Below are 19,103 nucleotides of genomic sequence, written 5' to 3' on the forward strand. Positions count from 1 at the left end.
GGCTTTTTTAAGATGGTATCTCTTATCTACTGTCCTATTTCATTATGCCACTACATAGTACTAGATGAGATTAGCCAAGCTGCCAATAAAGGCGTTGGTACTATGTGCTATATGCTTGCTAATGATAAAGGGAAAAGTCGGAGTTTCTCTGATGGTGGCAATAGACCAACTATAGAATGGCGAATAATATTTTTATCCAACGGAGAAGAGACCCTTAAATCCGTAATAGAAGCAGAAGGTGGAACAACAAACGCAGGGATGGAAGTTCGTTTATGTCATATTGATGCAGATCCAGGAAAGGGCTTTGGTATTTTCGATAGCTCAATTCTTGGTCTTAGTGCTGAAGATCAAGCTAATAACATAAGAGATGCTGCTAGCATGAATTATGGAACTGCTGGAGATGCTTGGCTTACATACTTAACTGAAAACTTAGATGAAGTAAAAATGAGAGCTAAAGAGATAATGAGAGAGTTTAAAAGTTATTTTCCTGAGGTAAAGTCTCAAGCTAATCGGGTCTGCGATAGATTTTCTATATTAGCAGCGGCAGGTGAAATAGCAACTGAAGCTGGTATAACTGGTTGGGAGACCGGTGATGCTATGAAAGGCGTAAAAGAGTGCTTTGAGAACTGGATTATGAATAACGGGCATGACGGAAATCAAGAAGAAAGAAACATTGTCAAACAATTGTCATTATACTTAGAAAAACATGCAAATAGTAAGTTTGAAAAGATCATATCTTTAAAGAATTCAAAAAAGACTGATTCGGAAAATAATATTGAAGATGATAGCGCTTCGATCTCAAAACTAGCTGGTAGTAGGTCCGGCTACTATAGAGAATCAGATAATGTCTTTCTAATCCCATCTAATACTTTTGAAGAGATATGCAAACCTTACTCTCTTAAAGCAGTCATTGAAACTTTAGTAAAACACGAATTGATAAAAGCAGATAAAGATAATCATGGAACCTTAAAGATTAACAACCCAAATGTTGACTATACTCGAGCTTATGCTGTAAAAAAGAGTATTATGGATTATCGATTTTAACAATTGCGGATATGATTATTATTTTCTAAATGGGTATTAATCATCATATGCACTTAAATATCTTGATTGATTTACCAAGTTTACTTATACGTCTTTCTGACCATAATTCAGTTATTTAATTTGTCTTTTTTAGATATAAAGTTGGATAAATACTATGTACTCAATAATAGACTTATGACGATTGTTTTGCCATAGGCATAATAATGTTCTTTATAAGCTACAGGTTTTTTATTTGGAATATATCAAACTCAAAGTTTTAATACATCATACAGTCAATATCTCAAAGCAATAAGCAGCCTAAAAGGCTGGCTCGTTACTAAACCATTAAGGTTATAAAACTGATAGGACTAATTAGTCGAAAATTGAAAAGGCACAATTATAAGCATTGTGACTAAGGACTTAGAACATGTGATGGTATCCATAGAATATAATTTGTAATTAGTACATTTGATAAAGCAATAGCAGAGTGTGATGATATTAAAAAAAGCATATGCTGAAACTGTAAGCTACTAGAGCCATATCCTGCTGTCTTACACTCGAGTAAAGAAGTACTTTGCTAATTCCAGCTCATGGCCTACCATTTAACGCTTCTTTAAAGTCTCATAGGCTGTCTAAATTTAGCTGACGACTACATATAGATGGAGTTATGAAATTAAGATTAATGTCGGAGACATCAATCAGCTAGAATAGAGTAAATATCAATTTAAAATATAACTTATTAGATGATAGACCCTTCAGTATTATGGTTTTAGAAATATTAATAATATCTATATATCGAATAAATTAACTTTACCTTGATAGGTCAAAAAAACCCTACATACTATTACTTACATAGCATGTATGCCTTAGGCATTAAGTTTAATTTTCTTAGGTAATGTTGTTAATATCAGGGTTTGTTATTTTCAGTCATAATATTGCTACTTCCTATATTAATAAAGCATATTAAAAATCTAGTTAAGTGCCGTTATATCAACATAAACCAGTATATCAAGCGATAGAATTTATATATATCTAAGTCTGTTGCCCTATTTCTGTACTACGCTCTTTAAGGAATGTCTTTATCTCTTCTATGCGTGATGCAACCTTTGGTCCTATCAATATAATGGACGCTTCATAACGATTGTAAGGGCTGTTCTTATCTCTAACCGCTGACAACCAATTAAAAGACCCTTCAATAAGTACATGACCAGTGCTGGTTTCAAACATAATCGTTTTTGAATGGATGCCTTTAATTTCTTTTACCACCACACCCAAGCTCAATAATTTATTTATAGCCTGTACAGAGCTAGGTTTACGCTTTGCATTCTTTGAGTTATCTAGAGCGGCATCACAATAAACAGTCACTATCACGCCCCTAACAACCGCATCTTGGATTTTCGCTTGCAGAGTGGATGATAGGACATTAATTGATAGAAATGGCGATACGATAGACAATTCACTATCAGCTCTTTGGAAAGCGGCCTCCAGTATGGCTTGATGGTGTTCGGTATCATTCACATGTGTTGTTAACACATGATCATAAATATCAGAAGATTGCTTTGACTCAATATCAGAGTTTAGACTTTCCCCTATTAGGTCATAAACAAAGCTATTATTAATCTCAGCATCAGGGTTATCTAGTAGCCAGCGCCTCAAATTACCTAACGGGGTGTGGCTAGTCATCGCAAGTGTGTTCATATTGCCAAAGAAAACAAAGTAGTCCTTAGCACGCGAGATGGTCACATTAAGTAGATTGTATTGACGGTTTAAAAAGCTTAAACCATCTTGCGGACTTGCCACTAAAGAGAAAAGCACAATAGGCCTTTCTGCCCCTTGCAAAGCATGTACCGTACCTACTGTGATTTTTTCGAATGATGAGTGATATTGTTTTAAAGCTTTCTTAATACCTAGTGACTGCGGCTTATAAGGGGTGACAACTGCCACAATTTGGTGGATTGGTTTATCATATAGGTCAATTAACGTTTGGCTATGGGTATCAATCCATGCGGCGATTGTATAGGCTTCAAGCTTATTAATACGACTCTTGCCATGGCGCTCGCTACTATAGTCTACATGTACATAACCTTTATTACCTTTAATAAAATCTAAATTAATAGCAGGTTGGCGGCCTCTTTTGGGTTCGAGCTGACCGTTATAAATAAAGTCATTGCTATAAGATATCAGCTGATCAAGGCAACGCCGATGTTCCGTTAATAGTAAGCCATTGATTCCGTCTTCAAACAGATTATCTTTATATAAGTCACTTTTAGATAAACTAGCACCAGCTTTGACCCTACTACCTGTTATAGCGCTTTCACTTTCCTGATTACCTGTTGTGATTGTTTTGGTTTTAACTCGTTGCTGGTAAATATTGGCATGCTGTGCCATTAACATCAACGATCCTGACGCACTAAGCTTTCCTTGATCTTTATGGCTCGCTAGCACTCGCTCGTCGAAACCATCTGATTTTTCAGCATAATAATGTAGATAGTTTACAGTATCCATTGGCAAACTTACCGAAGATACAGGTTCAATTTGCTTACTATCGCCGACGATCAGTGCAGTTTTGGCAAGCGCAAAAGTAGGTAAAGCTACATCGGGCGCAACTTGTCCAGCTTCATCTACTATCAGGTAGTCATATAGCTCATAATGCGGTAATGGACCACCAGCTCCAGGCTTAAAGTACTGACTGAATTTAGGTGCAGAATGAAAAGTCGAGATAAATATTGGCGTTAAACATGCATAGCGCTGTAGCTTGCTCCGATAAGTCTCTTTACCGAATTCTGCATCTGTTTTACCTGAGCGCGCACTCAATAACTCAATATATTCAGCTTCACGGTAGTGTAAAGCCAACCAAAACGCTTCATATCTATAAGAAATATCTAAACGGATATTAATGTCTTCCAAGACTTCTAGTTTTTGGTATTCACTCCCTGTCATCTTGTATAGATTACTCAATTTAGATTGATAGTCACTGTTCCATATATCTAGCCAAATCTGCCATGCTTGCTGTTTGTTTTTAATCTCTTTTGCAAGTTCATCAAAAGTTTTAACTACAGCTTTAATGGAATGTTTCTCATGGTTATACTTAGTGAGCAACTGGTCAATACGTTCAATAATATGATAGTGATTACTCCAATCTGTAACCTCTAGCGCTTCTCCATCAATCGTAGAGACGATACGCTCGAACTGACTGGCGCGGCGCTGCTTGAGCCTAGGTAAAAATCGCAATAACTTAGCAAAAAATGACTGGTTATCGTAGGCCTGATGTAGCTCTTGTTGGCTGCGCCCCCATCGTTCGATAAGAACATCTATTTTATATAGTTGCTCTTTCTTCTGAGATAATTCATTTGACAGCCCATCTATGCTTTGAAAACCTTTATCACATAAATCACTATCTATCGATGCTACTTTTTCGGCGAGCTCAATAGCATTAATTGTTTGTTGCTGTAGCTTGACTATTTGCTGTTTTAACAGCTGCTTGCCCTCTATAGCAGAGGCCAATGATGCACCTAAATACTCGGAGCTTTTACTAATAAACTCAGCCTGTAATTCATCCACTGAACGATTTTCATAATCACTAAAGAACCCCGTCGTTCTTGAGTTCTTTAGATCGTACATGAGATAGTCTTTAGAATTCTTACCTGACATATATAATCCAAGCGAAGGTATTTCAGGTAGCCAGCGCTTGGTTAGTAAGTCATCGTCATCAGGTAACACAAAACCTGTCAAAATATTGGTGATAGCTTGGTTGTTGGTAGAACTAGCGAGGATCAATGCTGGTGGTTTGTTATCTAATACATGCTGCACGGTTAAATTAGCGACAATAGACTGCAATAGTGTGGTTTTTCCCGTACCAGGTGGACCGTTAACAGCTACAACCTCGCCCTCTAAGCTATCAGTAAAACCGCGCATACTTACACGCTGCGAACCTGCTAATGGAAATTGACCGCTGAATTGACCTAAGTGTGCTTTATTGACTAAAACTTTTTGACGATCAGGATACGCTATCTTGCTAGGTTGCTTATCTTTGATTAGATTTGAGAGTAGTTTTAATTTATTAGCTGGACTATTTTTGCTCAGTGGCTCTTTCAATAGCTCACTATATAACGTTAATATATTGCCAGATACTCCTCGTAGAGGGGCTACTTCTACATATACCTGACATTTCTTAAAGACATTGAAATCTTTATAGTTTTTACCAGTTACTGTTTTAAAAACAGCTTCACAGTCTAACCAATGCTGCTGCCATGTTTTACTATCAAATTTGTAGGTAGATAAAACTTTATCTACTGTATCTACATTAGATAAAGTAGTGCTTCCCTCAGGATTAGGCTTTAAATAATCGCGGACAAAAAACGGTGTAGGATTAGGCTTGTCATCGGGGCTAACAAATAACTTACCATCTTTATCCATCTTGACGATAATCCAGTATAAACACTCCGACTCATCATCAATGAGCTGTTCTTCTACTGTGATTTTGGATTGAGCTGGGCACAACGCTATCTCAATACTAGTATCGTCTTTAGGAGCTTGGGCTTGTTTCCAAAGCTTGCTTACAAGAGAAGGGCTAACTTGCTCAATGTGATCAAAATCATTGAAAAGTAGGGGCTCGTTAACCAAGTCAATAGGCTTGATATCTGCGTACTGCAAGGATTTTTTCCAGTAGGTGAGCCATTTGTTGTTAAGAGACATAAGATATACTACTCAGTTAAACTATTAATTATAAGGTGGCGTTCTAAAAAGTATACGGGCGATGAAATGCAAGAAAAAATTATACTTAATTCTCTGACTTTACAAGACTTTCAAAGTATCAAAAATTTAATCAGCATGCTTTTTGATACACCACCTAATATCGTAATACTATAAAACTTACTTTATAGGGTACTTCATAATTTATTAGGTGCTAATAGCTCTGTTAATAAGGGAACAGAAATCTCAATATAATAAATAAACCTATATAACGAATAAATCTTATTGCAGTAAAAAACCTTGCTCGAGTCATACATAGTATAGCATTAGCAATTCCTGCTACCCTGATAGTTTACTTAGGTAGCGCTCTTAATATCGGGGTTTGAACTGGTAACTCTTGAGTGTGTAGATTGGTTCAATAAAACCCGTTTGCATAGTGCGACTGGTTACATCTCACCTTTTGAGTTTGAAAAGCGCTATTATGATAATTTAACCCTGTCATGCATAGTTGCCTGACTCAAGTAAATCTGCCTCCGATATAGTAGATCTCTTGCATAAGTCATTGCTACACCTTGATACTTCGTTAACGGAAGTCAATAAAACGGTACTTTTGCAAGAGGTCTAGTCAGGGCAGTTCACATATAAAGGTATGAATAAATGCAAGGTAGGATAACTAGCTATGATCGTAAAAATAATTCAGGATGCTTAGAAGCAAGTAATGGTGAAAAACATATATTTAGTGGTTATAGCTGGTCTGAACGAAATCTGCCAGTTCCTAAAGATGAAGTAGAGTTCACTTTTTCTAGAACAGGAAGCATAGACGAGATATTCTACAGAAATAAAACGATATACAACCAAGAGGTGCCTAATCCTCATGCCACTCCAAAATCATTAAGACTTCATAATAATAACTCAACTAGCCCAGTTAATATAGAACACCTAAAATCAGCGGAATATGAAAAATATCAGGTCGAAAATAAATATGGCTTTATCAGTTGGGTATTAAAAGCGCTTAAAAACTTTGCCGACTTTAGTGGCCGTGCAAGAAGAAAAGAGTATTGGTATTTTTATTTAGCTACCATTATCTTAATTCAAATATTTAGAATAATCATATATATAATAAGTTTAGAATATATAAGCTATGAAAGCTCATTACTTCTTCTTAATTTTATAACTATTATCAACTTAATGCTACTCATCCCAAGTTGTGCTGTTGGAGCAAGACGTTTACACGATACTGGAAGATCAGGATGGTGGCAATTACTATGGTTTATCCCAGTTATAGGTTGGATAGTTATACTATTCTTTCTCTGTAAAAACACTTCTCCACAAAACAATAAATGGGGTCCACCAGCTAAGGGGGTTTAGACTTTCATAAAAACTACACAATAAAATAAAAATATTCGAGAATTAAAATATGTTTTCAAAAGCCAAAACTAAGTTTGACATTCTATTGTTGCAGATGCTACTACTATTTGCGTCATCTTTTTCCAATGCTTCTGATATAAAGTTTGAAAGATACTCTATCCCTAATCTAGGTAAAATTTCAATTCCATCAAATATGGAGCTTCAAGAAGGAAAATACAAAGAGGTTAGCAAAGATTTTTTTGAAATAATTAACGCTGAAACAGACTTAGGCTTATCACTAGATAATCGTTATGTTTTTCAGCAGAAAGGCTTGAATAGCTTCAATAAAAATGGGTTTAAAACCTATGCTAGAATAATTACTCACACAACATTAGGTGACTACTCTGAATACTCCTCTTTGAGGGATCCTTATATTCTTACATCTTTTGAACGTAACCAACTAAGCCAGCAATTACATACACAAACAACTCAATCTTTAGCTAAAATCAATATCAAAATAATACACTGGTACGGCATTAACCCTGTAAAAATAAACGACCAAAACGCTTTAGAGATAAGTTACTTACGGCAGTTAGGTGACAACCCTTATGTTGCTGTTAGAACGTATTACTTTGAGAATAACGATAGAGAACACCTTGTCACCGTATCTTATAGATTGCGTGATGAAAAAGTATGGAAGCCTTTGTTTATTAAGTCTCTAAAGAGCTTGGAAATAACTAAAAAATAGTTCATAACCAACATTCTTATAGCTTAGCTTAAGGTCTTAAAATAGAAATAATTAAAACTTTTGCAGTTCAGTAAAAGAGTTATACTTTTTTATTTGTTCATAATTAACAGATGATTTCGTTTTTCGAAGCACTTCCGTTAAATGTTCATAACCAATTTTACTACTTTCTTTCAGGGCAAGTTTGGCCGCCTCATTGACTATATAATTAACATCGCTAGAAGTATAATGTGCCATCAACATGGCTATAGAGTCCAGATCCAAACCACTATCTATAGGTCGTCCTTCCAAAAGAATCTTCAGCATCTCTTTACGAGTATTAAAGTCAGGCAAAGGTATATAAACCGCCTTATCAACTCTACCAGTTCTTAAAATAGCTTTGTCTATTGCATCAGGCCTATTTGTAGCCATAATGGTAAGAATACCTTTCTCACTACATTCTGTGAGCTGAGCAAGAAATTCATTAACTTCTGAAGAATAGTGTTGACCCATATTTGCACTATCACGGCTTGGCATTACTGCATCCACCTCATCAATAAATATCACCGAAGGTGCCTTAAGGCTGGCCTCTAAAAACAGCTTGCCAATCTTTTCTTGAGTACCATGTACATAAGTGCTGGCCAAGTCAGAAGGTTTAATTTCAAAGAATGTATAACCCAATTCAGCAGCAAGCTGTTTTGCTATAAAAGTTTTGCCACAGCCAGGCGGACCATAAAACAATAGGCCGTTAAGTGGCTTAATCCCATATTCTTTATAAGCCTGCTTATTTTTTAAAGGTTCAATGATATCAGTGATTAATAGCGACTTGAGGTCCATCATCCCTGCTATTTTGCTTAAACCAACATGAGCACTCTTATAATGAGAGTCTTCTGATACCTTAAGCTTGATGTTTCTTGTTTCACTATTGGGTAGCTGAATATCGTCATAATAAGGAAACTCATAGTACTGCTTTATAAATAAGTCTAACTTCTTGCTAAACTCGTTTACCCCTATATTATTTAAAGCTTGAAAAACAATACTTTTTAAATCGTCAGGTATATGCTGAGAATAAAAAGTTGATTGACTTAGAGGGCTTGAATCTCGGTAAGAAAAGACCTGATATTGTACTGCTTTGTAAGTAGCTTTCCATTCAATATCATACTGCCAAGGTAAAAAACCAAACAGACACCTATACAGCAAAGTTGCTAGTGAATAGTTCGTATTATGTTCCGCGTCTCTACTTTGATAAGCCAATGAATAGCGAAGTATCGATGGCTCTGTGTGTTTTATATAGCAGTTTAAATCTAAAGGTAATATAGACACACTCCCCTTTTCATCTAAGTAATTTATAAAGATATCATTTGGAGTTAAAACTTGAGTAGAAGGCATGCCAACATTTGACAATATATCAAAGCCTGCTCTTATAATTTTGCAAGCATCATACACTGCTATACTAATGTCTCTATCTAACCGCTGTTTTAAAGACTCCCCATGAACGAAATCATGTATAAAGTAATACTGGAACTGCCCTTCTACGCGTAAAGCTTGCAACTCAGAGCAGGTCAGAATACTTTGGTGGCTATTTTTATTTATCAAGTCTAGGGCTTCTTTTAGAGCTTCTACTTCCAAAATAGACGTACACTCAGACTTAATGAGCTTAAGATACTTAAGCTCATTTTTATTGGTTTTAACTCTATATGTTTCAGTTATTTCATCTTCATATAGAAAAAAGTCTACGTAATACTTACTATCAATCAAATCGCCACGAATAAATGCTGAATTAGTCATCTCATTACTTACGCAGCAGACTAGTGTCAACGTTATTCATTTCAGCCCTACTTTCAGGTTTCATTAGCCCCATAATGGTGACAACAGCATCTTGCAACTGGTCAAGAGAAGGGCTTGTTTGCAATAAGCGTTTCGCATGTTGGATACCTCTAAACGCAGCATCACGATCAGTCCACTGAATATCGTCAAACCCATAATCCATATACTCTAGCATACCAACCCAGAAAGCAGGATCTTGACGATGTAAGCTAAATGCAGCACTTCTAACTTCTTCTGTAAGTTTTGCAGCACTTTGTGCATCTTGTTTGGATATAATCTGGCGGGCTTGTGCTTCAAACTCAGTTAATAAACCACTAAACTGAGCATTCCCTTTTTCATTATTAATCTCACGCAAATCTTCAATAGCATCTTCAAGATCAAGCTCTGCTTTAGGCCAAGCTCCTTGTTCTTGATATTCGTCTAATTCAATTAATGTTTTAGTCAAACTTGTTTTAACTTTCTCTTTGGTATCACGATCATCACTACGCTCATCAAGTAATCGCTCGGCATCATCAAGCTCTTGCACTCTCTTATCGGCATCTTTATTACCTGAATATGATAATTTCTGCGCTACTGTGCGCGCCTCATTAATCTCACGCTTCAATTGACTGGTAGATATATCTGTTTTAATTTCTGAAGCTACCTGTTTCTCATAGGTTTCATCCAATGATGGAAAGTAAGCCTCAAACTTTGCGCGACGTGAAGAGTCAATATTAAGTGTAATCTCTACATCGCTACCTGAAGGTAAAAATCCAGGCAAGTCCTTACCCGAAACAATAATTTCACCAAAGCGCTTATTAAAAATAGCCCTTGAACCTTCTTTATCAAAGTTAATTTCATAGATTGGAATGGTTATAATGTCCTCTTCCACTCCTGGACGGACATCCTGCATCGTCTTGTACGTGCCTTTACCTTTCGCTGGCAGTGTTTTGTTTTTCTCTAGTCCCGCCAGCGGCCAAACACCTTGTTTGGCTACCAAAGTATCGTAAACTTCAATACCAATATTATAAGGTAATGTCGCATTGGCTATTTTCAGACCTTGAATAATAGTAATGGTACTTGGCTGACAAGGGATTATCGTACCATCACTACTCGATAGCTTTAGCTCAAAGTGGTTGGTTTTGCCCGTGTTTAACTGCAATTCAATAATTTCAACGTCATTATCTATCACTAAACTACCTGAAGACCAAGCACCATCAGTACGTAGCACCTCTAAATTGAATGTCTCTGGCAATGTAGATTCTGAGGCATCTCTATCAATCTTAATACCCAAGTGTTCGGCGGTTTCAACAGTAGTCTCAGGATACTTTAAGATAAGCTGAGCCTTTTTAGTGTCACGCTTTTGCAGCTCTCTAGGAATATCTTTGGTTGAAGCAAATAAGGTCGCGCCCCTTGCAACGGCCGTCATAGGATCTATGCTGGTATCGATCTTATCTGTGACTTGTTCTACTAACATACGGCGTAGCGTTTGTTGGAACGTTGGACCACCTACTAGGATAAGCGAGCTTAAGTCGCTGAGTTCTAAGTTATTACGTTTAACTAAGTACTTTGTGATATCAATGGCTTGCTGAAATATGGGAGTGACTACTTTTTCATATTGATCTAAGGTAATTGTGATATCAAATTCATCAATGTCTGCACCACTATCATCTTCACCTAAATCTTCTATAAGTTCACTCCATTGATCACTTGATGATAGTTTAATTTTTGCATCTTCCGCATATGTCTTCAATGTCGCTTGCAACAAAACCTTCATCGCTGAATCTGAAATAGTGTCTTCAAGATCATATTGATTTTGAATCTCTGGTATTAATAACTGATCCACTATGGCTGTATCCAAGTCTTTACCACCAAGGTGGTTATTGCCTGCTGAATCAACCACTTTCATGATGCCTTCTTCCGTATGCATCAATGCCGCATCAAAAGTACCGCCACCAAAGTCAAATACCAACCAATAGCCTGATTGGCTAGTTGCCTTGATACCATAAGCAATTGAGGCGGCAATGGGCTCTTGTAGTAGCTCACAATAGCTAAATCCGGCCAGCTCAGCAGCCCGCTGTGTCGCGTCTAATTGACTTTGCTCAAACATAGCAGGTACTGTAATTACAGCAGCTACTATATTTTCATCTCTAACATAACTTTTTAGTTTTTTGAGCACTTCAGCTGATAGATCTTCGGCTGTAAGACTCTTATCCATATGATTTGATACATATAGGTAGTCAGTACCCATATTTCTCTTGAACTCTTGATATCCATTTGGTTGACTTTTTTTACGTTTAACATAACTTTTATTTAAATCTCGCTCAATGCCTTGCTTGCCACTCAGCCCTACAAAAGCTGTCTGCTTTTTATTGAAGTAAACACATGAGGTAGTGGTATCCATTTGAGTATCATCTGATTTAATAATTACTGCTTCAGTATCCTTCATGACTGCAATAGCAGAATTGGTTGTTCCTAAATCAATACCAAAATCAATCTTTTGTCGCATCTTATTCTCCTCTTGTGTATTTATCATATTTATTACTATATATATTTATTAGCCAACACTGACTTCAACATCAGCCATTCTTATTAACTTATCTTTATAATTTATTTGAGGATAAACAACTTTAGTAATAATGCTTTTGCCTTCTTCTATATCATCACTCGGTATAATACGTGCTTGAACAGACATATTTTCATTATAATCCATTCCTACATAATCAATCACCTCGTAGCCATTGCCCTCAAGCTCCTCCTCTAACCTCTCAAGAGACTTGCTCAGAGATTTGAGCCCTTTGGTATCTTCTGGTAGCGCAGCTATCCGTCTGCGCATGCGATGAATCTCATCTGCAAGCTTAATAGCCAGACCATGATCGATATTATCCTCACTATCTGAAACCAGATGGGTGCTAGCCGTTATGGCTGCAGCCTCAGCCAAATGAGTATGTTCTAATTTTACCTGTGCCAAAACCTCATGAAGCTGTGTGATTAATTGGGCATCAGATTGGACGATATTTTCTTCCGCTTTTTTCACACCTTCAAGCGCAGACTGCACCTTATTGACTAAGCCTACGTTTTCTTGGTTATGCTGCTTTCTCAAATACCAATAGACCCCACCCAAGATTCCAAGTAGACCTAGTAAACCTAACAAGCCTAGCAATGAGTGGTTTGTGAATTTATTATCTAAGTTAGAGGTTTTTTCTGCTGTATCTGCGCTTAACGTATCAACATCTTTTTTTAAGTTTTGCTCAGATGCTTTTGTGGTGGTCTCTAATGTAGTTATAGATTGATTGGTATCATCAAGCTTAGTATTAACGTCTTCTAATGCTGTTTTAAGCTCAGAGAGTTGTTCAAGCCTCTCTTTACTTTCTGCCTTATAGTCAGCACCTTGTTTCTCGAGAGCGCTTAGTAGCTTTTCATTGCTAGACTGGATATCACTAATTTTTTGCTGCTGTAGAACTACGGTCTTTTGTATAGCAGCAATGTCTTTACTGGTATCATTTTGTTGATCAGCACCAAATGATGAGGTGGAGCTTACAGCAAAAAAGCTACTACATATTAAAGCGGATAAAATGGTCTTTTTCATTACAGCTGCCTTTAATTATTTTACTTTGCATTATTTTCAATAACGCTTTTGATAATTGTCATTACTGCATATAAGACGATAAGTGGCCAAAGTGCTGCAAGTAGCGCTGCTATGACATATCCAACTCTAAGATAGGTGAGGTTTATACCAGTCATATTACTTATCGTATAAAGAACACCGCCAATTATGGGTTTATCCTGAGTAGCAACCACTGGAAGGTACTTTTTACCACCTGCTTTTTTTACTACCTGCTGTAAATCTGATCTCTCACTACTTATATGGGCATACGCCTTCCTGATGGATTCTTCTGCTTCATCATCTATATCAATATACAAGAACTCTCTTTGTATTTTCGACATCAAGTTATAGCACTCATCAATAGTGGCATTAGCGGCATTTAACTTATCTAGGTCTGGCTGCGCTTTAAACTCCTCAAAAGCATTTTTATAGACTTCTAAAATCTTACCTATTAGTTTAAAAGCACATGCTCCTGCTAAACTTCTAAATAACTCTGCTTCTTTAGCACTTTGTACGGTAATAACATTTAGCTCAGCGACCATCTTGTTCAGTAACCACTCAGCATCAGCAATTGAATAAATCTCTTTTTCTAGATAGGCAAATATATTTATAAAAATCTTATTGACAGATTCTTCCTCTATTATCTCCTCTAACTTATTTTTATTATCTGCAATATTACTTTTCACTTCACCGTAAGCTGGTAACTCATGAGCCCAATCAATTATGTCTTTAGCAAACCCAGACTCTTCCAGCTCATTGTTGGCAAAAACTGAGCACCTCTTAGCCGTATCAGCATAGTCATTAACTACTCTTTGAACTTTATAATTATTACAATAAAGATCTAATTCGCGAACTAAGGATTCCTTATCTTTTAATTTATCAACCAAACCGTAAACAGCCCAGCTTTCTTCTTCAGTTAAGCCGCGCTCAACTTCATCAACTACATCCTGAATTTCAGTTATATAGGGATTAATAATTTTAGATTCAGCATAATCCTTCATATCTTCAGCATAACCTGAGAACGCCCCTAATAACTCAAGAACACTACCCTCCATACTTGAAGCATACTCAACAAGACTGTCGATCATCGTTTTACTGATGGAGCTATTATCTACAATATTCTTATTAGACTGTAAGGCATTAGTTTTAACCTTATCCAGTTCTTTGATAATTGAGCCATAACGCTCAATAACTTCATAGAGCTTTCCATAAACAAAACCTGACGACTTAAGCTCAAATAACGATATGACATTAGCGTTTATAAGCCACGAGAACTTAGGGTTTGAGCTAGAGAGTATCTGTGAGTCCCATAACTCATACGCTTTACGATAATTATTATTTTCTATAGCTTCAAAAGCAATTTCGTCAACCGTATCATATTGGTAGAACCAAAATAGTGCATTAGAAACTCTGTCGTTATCACTTTCGAGGTTTCGAGCGGCATCCTTTATAGACTCTAATGCTCTTATAGGCAGGTTATTGCTAGCACTCATATCAAGCGGATAGTCTTTGACCTTACCAAAGTCAACAAAAGTTTCCAAACCGCTTGTTCTTTTAGCTAGCTCTTTACTAGTTATGGGGCTTACTAAGCCTAAAACCCTATAAGGATTATTAAAAACTTTATCCACTTTTGTCAGCCTTGAAAAATTATATTGTTTTTAAAATATTAACCCTATGTTATCATTTGTATCATTTTAAATGAATAGCTATACTGAAATTTAAACAGTACTTTAACTACAGAAAAAACCTGTAAACAGAAAATTTTTAGGCTAGAGAAGATAAGTAGCGTTATCCATCACAGAGAAAACTAAAACTCACAAGATATATCAAAGGAAAGCTCAGTCATATAACCTAGAATTGATAGCAATCTTCAAAGAAAATAATCCTTCAAAAAACCAACTTAAACTTGCTAAAAAATAATGAGATACCTTAAAGAATGCCACGCCACACCTTACTAAAATAGTCACATGGATAGGCATTTATTGTCGGCAAAAAAAATTAATTTAGCATTGGTAGAGTATGCAAAGTCTGTAGTACTAAGCCATTCAGTCACTATGATTGCACTAAGTACCAAACCAGTCATCAACAGGTATACCGTAACCTAATTATTGTGAGCTACTTTTTATAGTCACTCATAATAAAGAAAGATATGGCGTTGATTATTTGCACGCTAATTTAAGCGATTAATTCCAAGAAATTAGTAAATATGGCGTATTAATTCTAGTAAATAAATAGTCGTTTATTTACCAATAGCTGCGCTATCAACCCCTTTATTACTTCACATAAATATAACGGTAATGAACTTTAAGGTTTACCCATATATATTTAAAGCACTCTAACTTTAATAGAACCTAAATAATTAAGAATTAATTTATGACATCATTTTATATTAAAGATCAGAATGGATTACATGCCAGCTTTCAAACGACTGCTCTCATAAGCAAAAGCTCTAACGGTGAGCTATATAACATCAAGCCATCATCTACCTCTGAGCTTAAGGGCTTAGCTTTCAAAAAGTTTTCAAAAGCCTATCAAAGCATGAATGTGCAACCGAAAATTGAATACATGGTCAATCACCAACCGCAGACTGATGTTAGCAACGATTCAACGATATGCTGGCCATCACATTGTGTCTATGATGAAAACAATGTTTTTGCGGGTTACTTAATGCCATTAGCATTAAATGGCAGTCTATCTCTAGATGAGATTTTTAACAGCACAAAGCAATATAGTAATAAGTGGCAAGCTTTTGCAGAGAATACACTAGCTAGCTACGAGTTAAGGTTGAAGACATGCATAAATATCTGCCAAACAATACGTTCTATTAATGAGACAAACTGGTATATTTTTACAGACCTTTTTCCTACGAATATCATGGTAACTAATGATGGTCGAATTTCCTTGATCGAATGTGATTTAATTCTAGAAAACAATAATAAAACTCATGAAATCACTCGCTTTGACTCAAAAAATATCTCAGGGTATACACCTCCTGAGGCGCTAGGTATAAATATAAGTACGAATATACATAATGAATCACAAGAAAGATTTCCTTTATCAGTTATTATTTATGAAATAATATTTAGAGCTCATCCTTACTCTGCGGTTTTCAATTCCCCTTATGCCCACTTAGTCACTCTCGATGAGAAAGTCGAAAACAATCTTTTTGTTCATGGCAGAGGTAGCAGCCATATTAGCTCGATGCCACCTGAACATCAGTGCTTCGATAACATTAACCATAAATTAAAATCTTTATTCTATCTAGCATTCGACATCAACTCTAAAGATAGAAGACCTACTCCACAATTATGGGAAAACACCCTTGCTTTACTTGTTAGTGAGAAAAATCATGGGCTTCAGCCTACTCCCAACTTAAAGACCATTACATCTCAACCAAATATACAACATCAAAATAGAGAGAATGATACCAATCACACTCCTGTATATATAAATACGAATAATATACCTAATCATCTTGATACGGATGTAAAAGCCAGCTGGTGGAGTCAAGGGCAATCTAAACTAGCAGTCATTATTTTTCTTTTGCTCATAGGACTCATCATAGTACTAGCAACCACTGACTTTGATTCGAATACAGAAAATGCTGCAGAAGATCTTTATGATGCACAACAAGAAGTATTAGGCGCACAAACAGAGTTGAACGAATGGGATAATGAGCCTATAACAACAAATAACGAAGTAAACCCTCCCAGACTAACAGACCAATTTTTATATGTGATTTCGGATGAGGCGAACCTAAGACAAAGACCAAGCTTAAACTCTCCTGTTGTAATGAAGCTCGAATATAATACTAAATTAACTCAAACTGACTCACCATTAATTGAAGATGGGGGTATTACTTGGATTAATGTGGTTAGCAGTGGAGGAACTATGGGTTGGATGTCAAGCCTGACACTTTCTAAATACCCACGAGATATTCTTTACTCAAGATGTGGCGTGAGAAATAATGAAGTTGAATATATAGTTGCCACTGCTGGTGTAAACATTCGGAATGCTGCAAACACAAACGATAATAGTGTTATTGGTGTCATACAAAAAGGTGAGATGGTTTGTCCATATATATATCTTGGAACTTATGATGAATCCATAGGCAGATGGATGGGCTTTCAGTTGACTAGTGGAGAAGTAGCTTGGGTTGCAGAATCTTTATTAGAGCCTTACTACGAACCTGAGCCCTACTATGAACCTGAACCTGCTCCTGTAAGCGAACCTGAACCTGAACCTGAACCTGAACCTGAACCTGAACATTTATATAATCATGAACCGAATGCTTCCTTGTCTGATTCTAATACAAGTGATTATGATAAGTACAACTCATGGTTCTAATACTTCCCGATACATACTGCCAATAGCATAGAAACTAACTTAAAAGATTTTAGTTACACAGACTGTATTTGATTAAGCTATTAGTAATTATTTGCCATTGTCAGAAGCAATGGCAATGGCGATGGCGGCTTTACGCCGATACAGAAACTAAATCACGCAACTTAATTCTATTTATTAGGTGTCTTAAGTTTGGGAGGGTTACCGTAACTCTATACTTGAAACTAACTTTAACTATTTTTGTGAGGTTTTTTTGAAAAAATTGGCTGTAATAATATTTTTTGGTTTTTTGTTCACTTATGCTAATGCATCAAATTGGGTACAAGTTCATTCAGATCTTGAGCAGAAAAGGTACGTTTACGTTGATACAGAATCAATATCAGTACAAGGTGAGTACAAACAAGTGCTTTCCAAAAGAATAGCCATCGAAGATAGAATTTATTTTATAGTTCTTAATTCTTACGATTGTAAAAGCAATCCAATGAGAGTTAAAACCACATATTTTACTAGTTACAATCTAGATGGAAGTGTTAGACATTCTGGATCAAAAAGCAATTTCTTTGAGCCTCTTTCGCCTGGAACAGCAAGCAAATTAGAAGCAGATTTTGTTTGTAATTTCTGATTTTTTGTTCACTATAGAGGTCGCAATGTAATTTACAATACTTGCGACGATTTCTATGTTCTTTGATTCAAACTGATAAAAAGGCAGAGTGGTTAACTATCAATCAATAAGCATGTAAGATCTAGTTATTAATTATTGATCCTGACTGGGTGGATTATGAGTTGGCCAAAAATTTCGGTGATGATAAGCAACTTACTGGTGTTATTTATATTGCCAAACTGACTGATACGCCAAAAACTTAGCTCACTATAACCACCTGCATAAAGTTGGTTTCTCAACCCTTACGGGAGAGTCGCGCACTAAGCACTCGATTAGGGATACCGCTTTCTTGCAACAGCCTGTAGATATCATTGCTGAGTGGCAAGTGTATGACGCCAATGCTCGTAGTGTGGAGGGTATACTGCATGCCTTCTTCTATGATCAAAGAGTTAAAGTGTCCTTAAAAGCAGCAAACGATAACCTCTACAAGGCGACAGAGTGGTTCAATGTTCCCCTTGGTGAGATTGAGAAAACGATTAACCTGGTTATCGCCGGGGACATTAAAGACTATCGAATGGATGGTGCGGCTGGCAAGGTGGTTTTGAAATAATAACCTTCTACGGAATTAATTTATATCTATGAGTTAAGTATTACTTGTAGTGGTCAAATATTTTTAGACAGTACTTAAGAGGTTTTTGTTGAAATAAAGCCTCTCTTTCTCGCTCGGTGTTAAATACTCATTAAAGCTGTGTGGTCTTACACTTTGATAATAGCCCCAAATATAATCATTTACTGCCTGCCGAGCCTCATCAATATTGTCATAGCCGTTTTTTGGCATCCACTCTGTCTTAAAGCTTCTAAAGAACCTCTCTGTAGGTGCATTGTCCCAACAGTTGCCTCGTCGGCTCATACTATGCGACATACCATTGCACTTGGCTACGCATTTAGCATACTCTTCA

At 36.4% G+C, this 19,103-nt stretch carries 12 protein-coding genes and 1 pseudogene; 7 read left to right on the forward strand and 6 right to left on the reverse strand.

The window, feature by feature from the left end; translation table 11 throughout:
* On the forward strand, positions 1–1,044 hold a 1,044-nt coding region (locus EI164_RS08405; protein ID WP_192519533.1), incomplete at its 5' end, for a DUF927 domain-containing protein.
* Positions 1,045–2,055: 1,011 nt separating this feature from the next.
* Here EI164_RS08405 and EI164_RS08410 read toward each other — a convergent pair.
* Positions 2,056–5,718, reverse strand: coding sequence for an AAA domain-containing protein (locus tag EI164_RS08410; protein WP_192519534.1), 3,663 nt, complete (start codon positions 5,716–5,718; stop codon positions 2,056–2,058).
* Between the two features lie 384 nt (positions 5,719–6,102).
* On the opposite strand from EI164_RS08410, the pseudogene EI164_RS16980 reads away from it, so the two are divergent.
* From EI164_RS16980 to EI164_RS08420, 3 genes and pseudogenes are all read left to right on the forward strand, one after another.
* A pseudogene (locus EI164_RS16980) lies at positions 6,103–6,231 on the forward strand (IS3 family transposase); the annotation flags it as partial.
* 141 nt (positions 6,232–6,372) lie between these two features.
* A complete protein-coding gene (locus EI164_RS08415; RefSeq protein WP_192519535.1) occupies positions 6,373–7,083 on the forward strand; it encodes a DUF805 domain-containing protein in 711 nt (236 codons plus the stop codon).
* A gap of 49 nt (positions 7,084–7,132) precedes the next feature.
* Entirely contained in the window at positions 7,133–7,810 is a 678-nt protein-coding gene (locus EI164_RS08420) for a hypothetical protein (protein ID WP_192519536.1), read from the forward strand.
* Between the two features lie 51 nt (positions 7,811–7,861).
* On the opposite strand, the gene EI164_RS08425 is transcribed toward EI164_RS08420, so the two are convergent.
* The 4 genes from EI164_RS08425 to EI164_RS08440 are packed head-to-tail and all read right to left on the reverse strand — an operon-like array spanning position 7,862 to position 14,827.
* Positions 7,862–9,574, reverse strand: a complete 1,713-nt coding sequence (locus tag EI164_RS08425; RefSeq protein ID WP_192519537.1) for an ATP-binding protein — start codon at positions 9,572–9,574, stop codon at positions 7,862–7,864.
* Positions 9,575–9,578: 4 nt separating this feature from the next.
* Positions 9,579–12,101 (reverse strand): Hsp70 family protein, encoded by a 2,523-nt coding sequence (locus EI164_RS08430; protein ID WP_192519538.1) that lies wholly within the window; start codon positions 12,099–12,101, stop codon positions 9,579–9,581.
* A gap of 48 nt (positions 12,102–12,149) precedes the next feature.
* Complete coding sequence (locus EI164_RS08435; RefSeq protein ID WP_192519539.1) at positions 12,150–13,181, reverse strand: hypothetical protein; 1,032 nt, start codon at positions 13,179–13,181, stop codon at positions 12,150–12,152.
* A 20-nt stretch (positions 13,182–13,201) separates the two neighbouring features.
* Positions 13,202–14,827: a hypothetical protein gene (locus EI164_RS08440; RefSeq protein WP_192519540.1), complete on the reverse strand. Its 1,626-nt coding sequence runs from the start codon at positions 14,825–14,827 to the stop codon at positions 13,202–13,204.
* A 745-nt stretch (positions 14,828–15,572) separates the two neighbouring features.
* Between EI164_RS08440 and EI164_RS08445 the strand changes: the two genes are divergently transcribed.
* The 3 genes from EI164_RS08445 (at position 15,573) to EI164_RS08455 (ending at position 18,754) form a co-directional block, all read left to right on the forward strand.
* Entirely contained in the window at positions 15,573–17,546 is a 1,974-nt protein-coding gene (locus EI164_RS08445) for an SH3 domain-containing protein (RefSeq protein WP_192519541.1), read from the forward strand.
* A gap of 250 nt (positions 17,547–17,796) precedes the next feature.
* Positions 17,797–18,165, forward strand: a complete 369-nt coding sequence (locus tag EI164_RS08450) for a surface-adhesin E family protein (protein ID WP_192519542.1) — start codon at positions 17,797–17,799, stop codon at positions 18,163–18,165.
* Between the two features lie 256 nt (positions 18,166–18,421).
* A complete protein-coding gene (locus EI164_RS08455; RefSeq protein WP_192519544.1) occupies positions 18,422–18,754 on the forward strand; it encodes a GIY-YIG nuclease family protein in 333 nt (110 codons plus the stop codon).
* A gap of 63 nt (positions 18,755–18,817) precedes the next feature.
* On the opposite strand, the gene EI164_RS08460 is transcribed toward EI164_RS08455, so the two are convergent.
* Positions 18,818–19,103 (reverse strand): integrase core domain-containing protein (locus tag EI164_RS08460; protein WP_192519543.1); only part of this gene is annotated, 286 nt, incomplete at its 5' end.

This window comes from Psychrobacter sp. FME13, from assembly GCF_014861395.1.
Lineage (GTDB): Bacteria > Pseudomonadota > Gammaproteobacteria > Pseudomonadales > Moraxellaceae > Psychrobacter.

Excerpts from the sequence above, each read along its gene's own strand:
- EI164_RS08410 (WP_192519534.1), bottom strand. The coding sequence starts at position 5,718 with ATGTCTCTTAACAACAAATGGCTCACCTACTGGAAAAAATCCTTGCAG.
- EI164_RS08420 (WP_192519536.1), top strand. The coding sequence starts at position 7,133 with ATGTTTTCAAAAGCCAAAACTAAGTTTGACATTCTATTGTTGCAGATG.
- EI164_RS08445 (WP_192519541.1), top strand. The coding sequence starts at position 15,573 with ATGACATCATTTTATATTAAAGATCAGAATGGATTACATGCCAGCTTT.
- EI164_RS08415 (WP_192519535.1), top strand. The coding sequence starts at position 6,373 with ATGCAAGGTAGGATAACTAGCTATGATCGTAAAAATAATTCAGGATGC.
- EI164_RS08425 (WP_192519537.1), bottom strand. The coding sequence starts at position 9,574 with ATGACTAATTCAGCATTTATTCGTGGCGATTTGATTGATAGTAAGTAT.
- EI164_RS08430 (WP_192519538.1), bottom strand. The coding sequence starts at position 12,101 with ATGCGACAAAAGATTGATTTTGGTATTGATTTAGGAACAACCAATTCT.
- EI164_RS08435 (WP_192519539.1), bottom strand. The coding sequence starts at position 13,181 with ATGAAAAAGACCATTTTATCCGCTTTAATATGTAGTAGCTTTTTTGCT.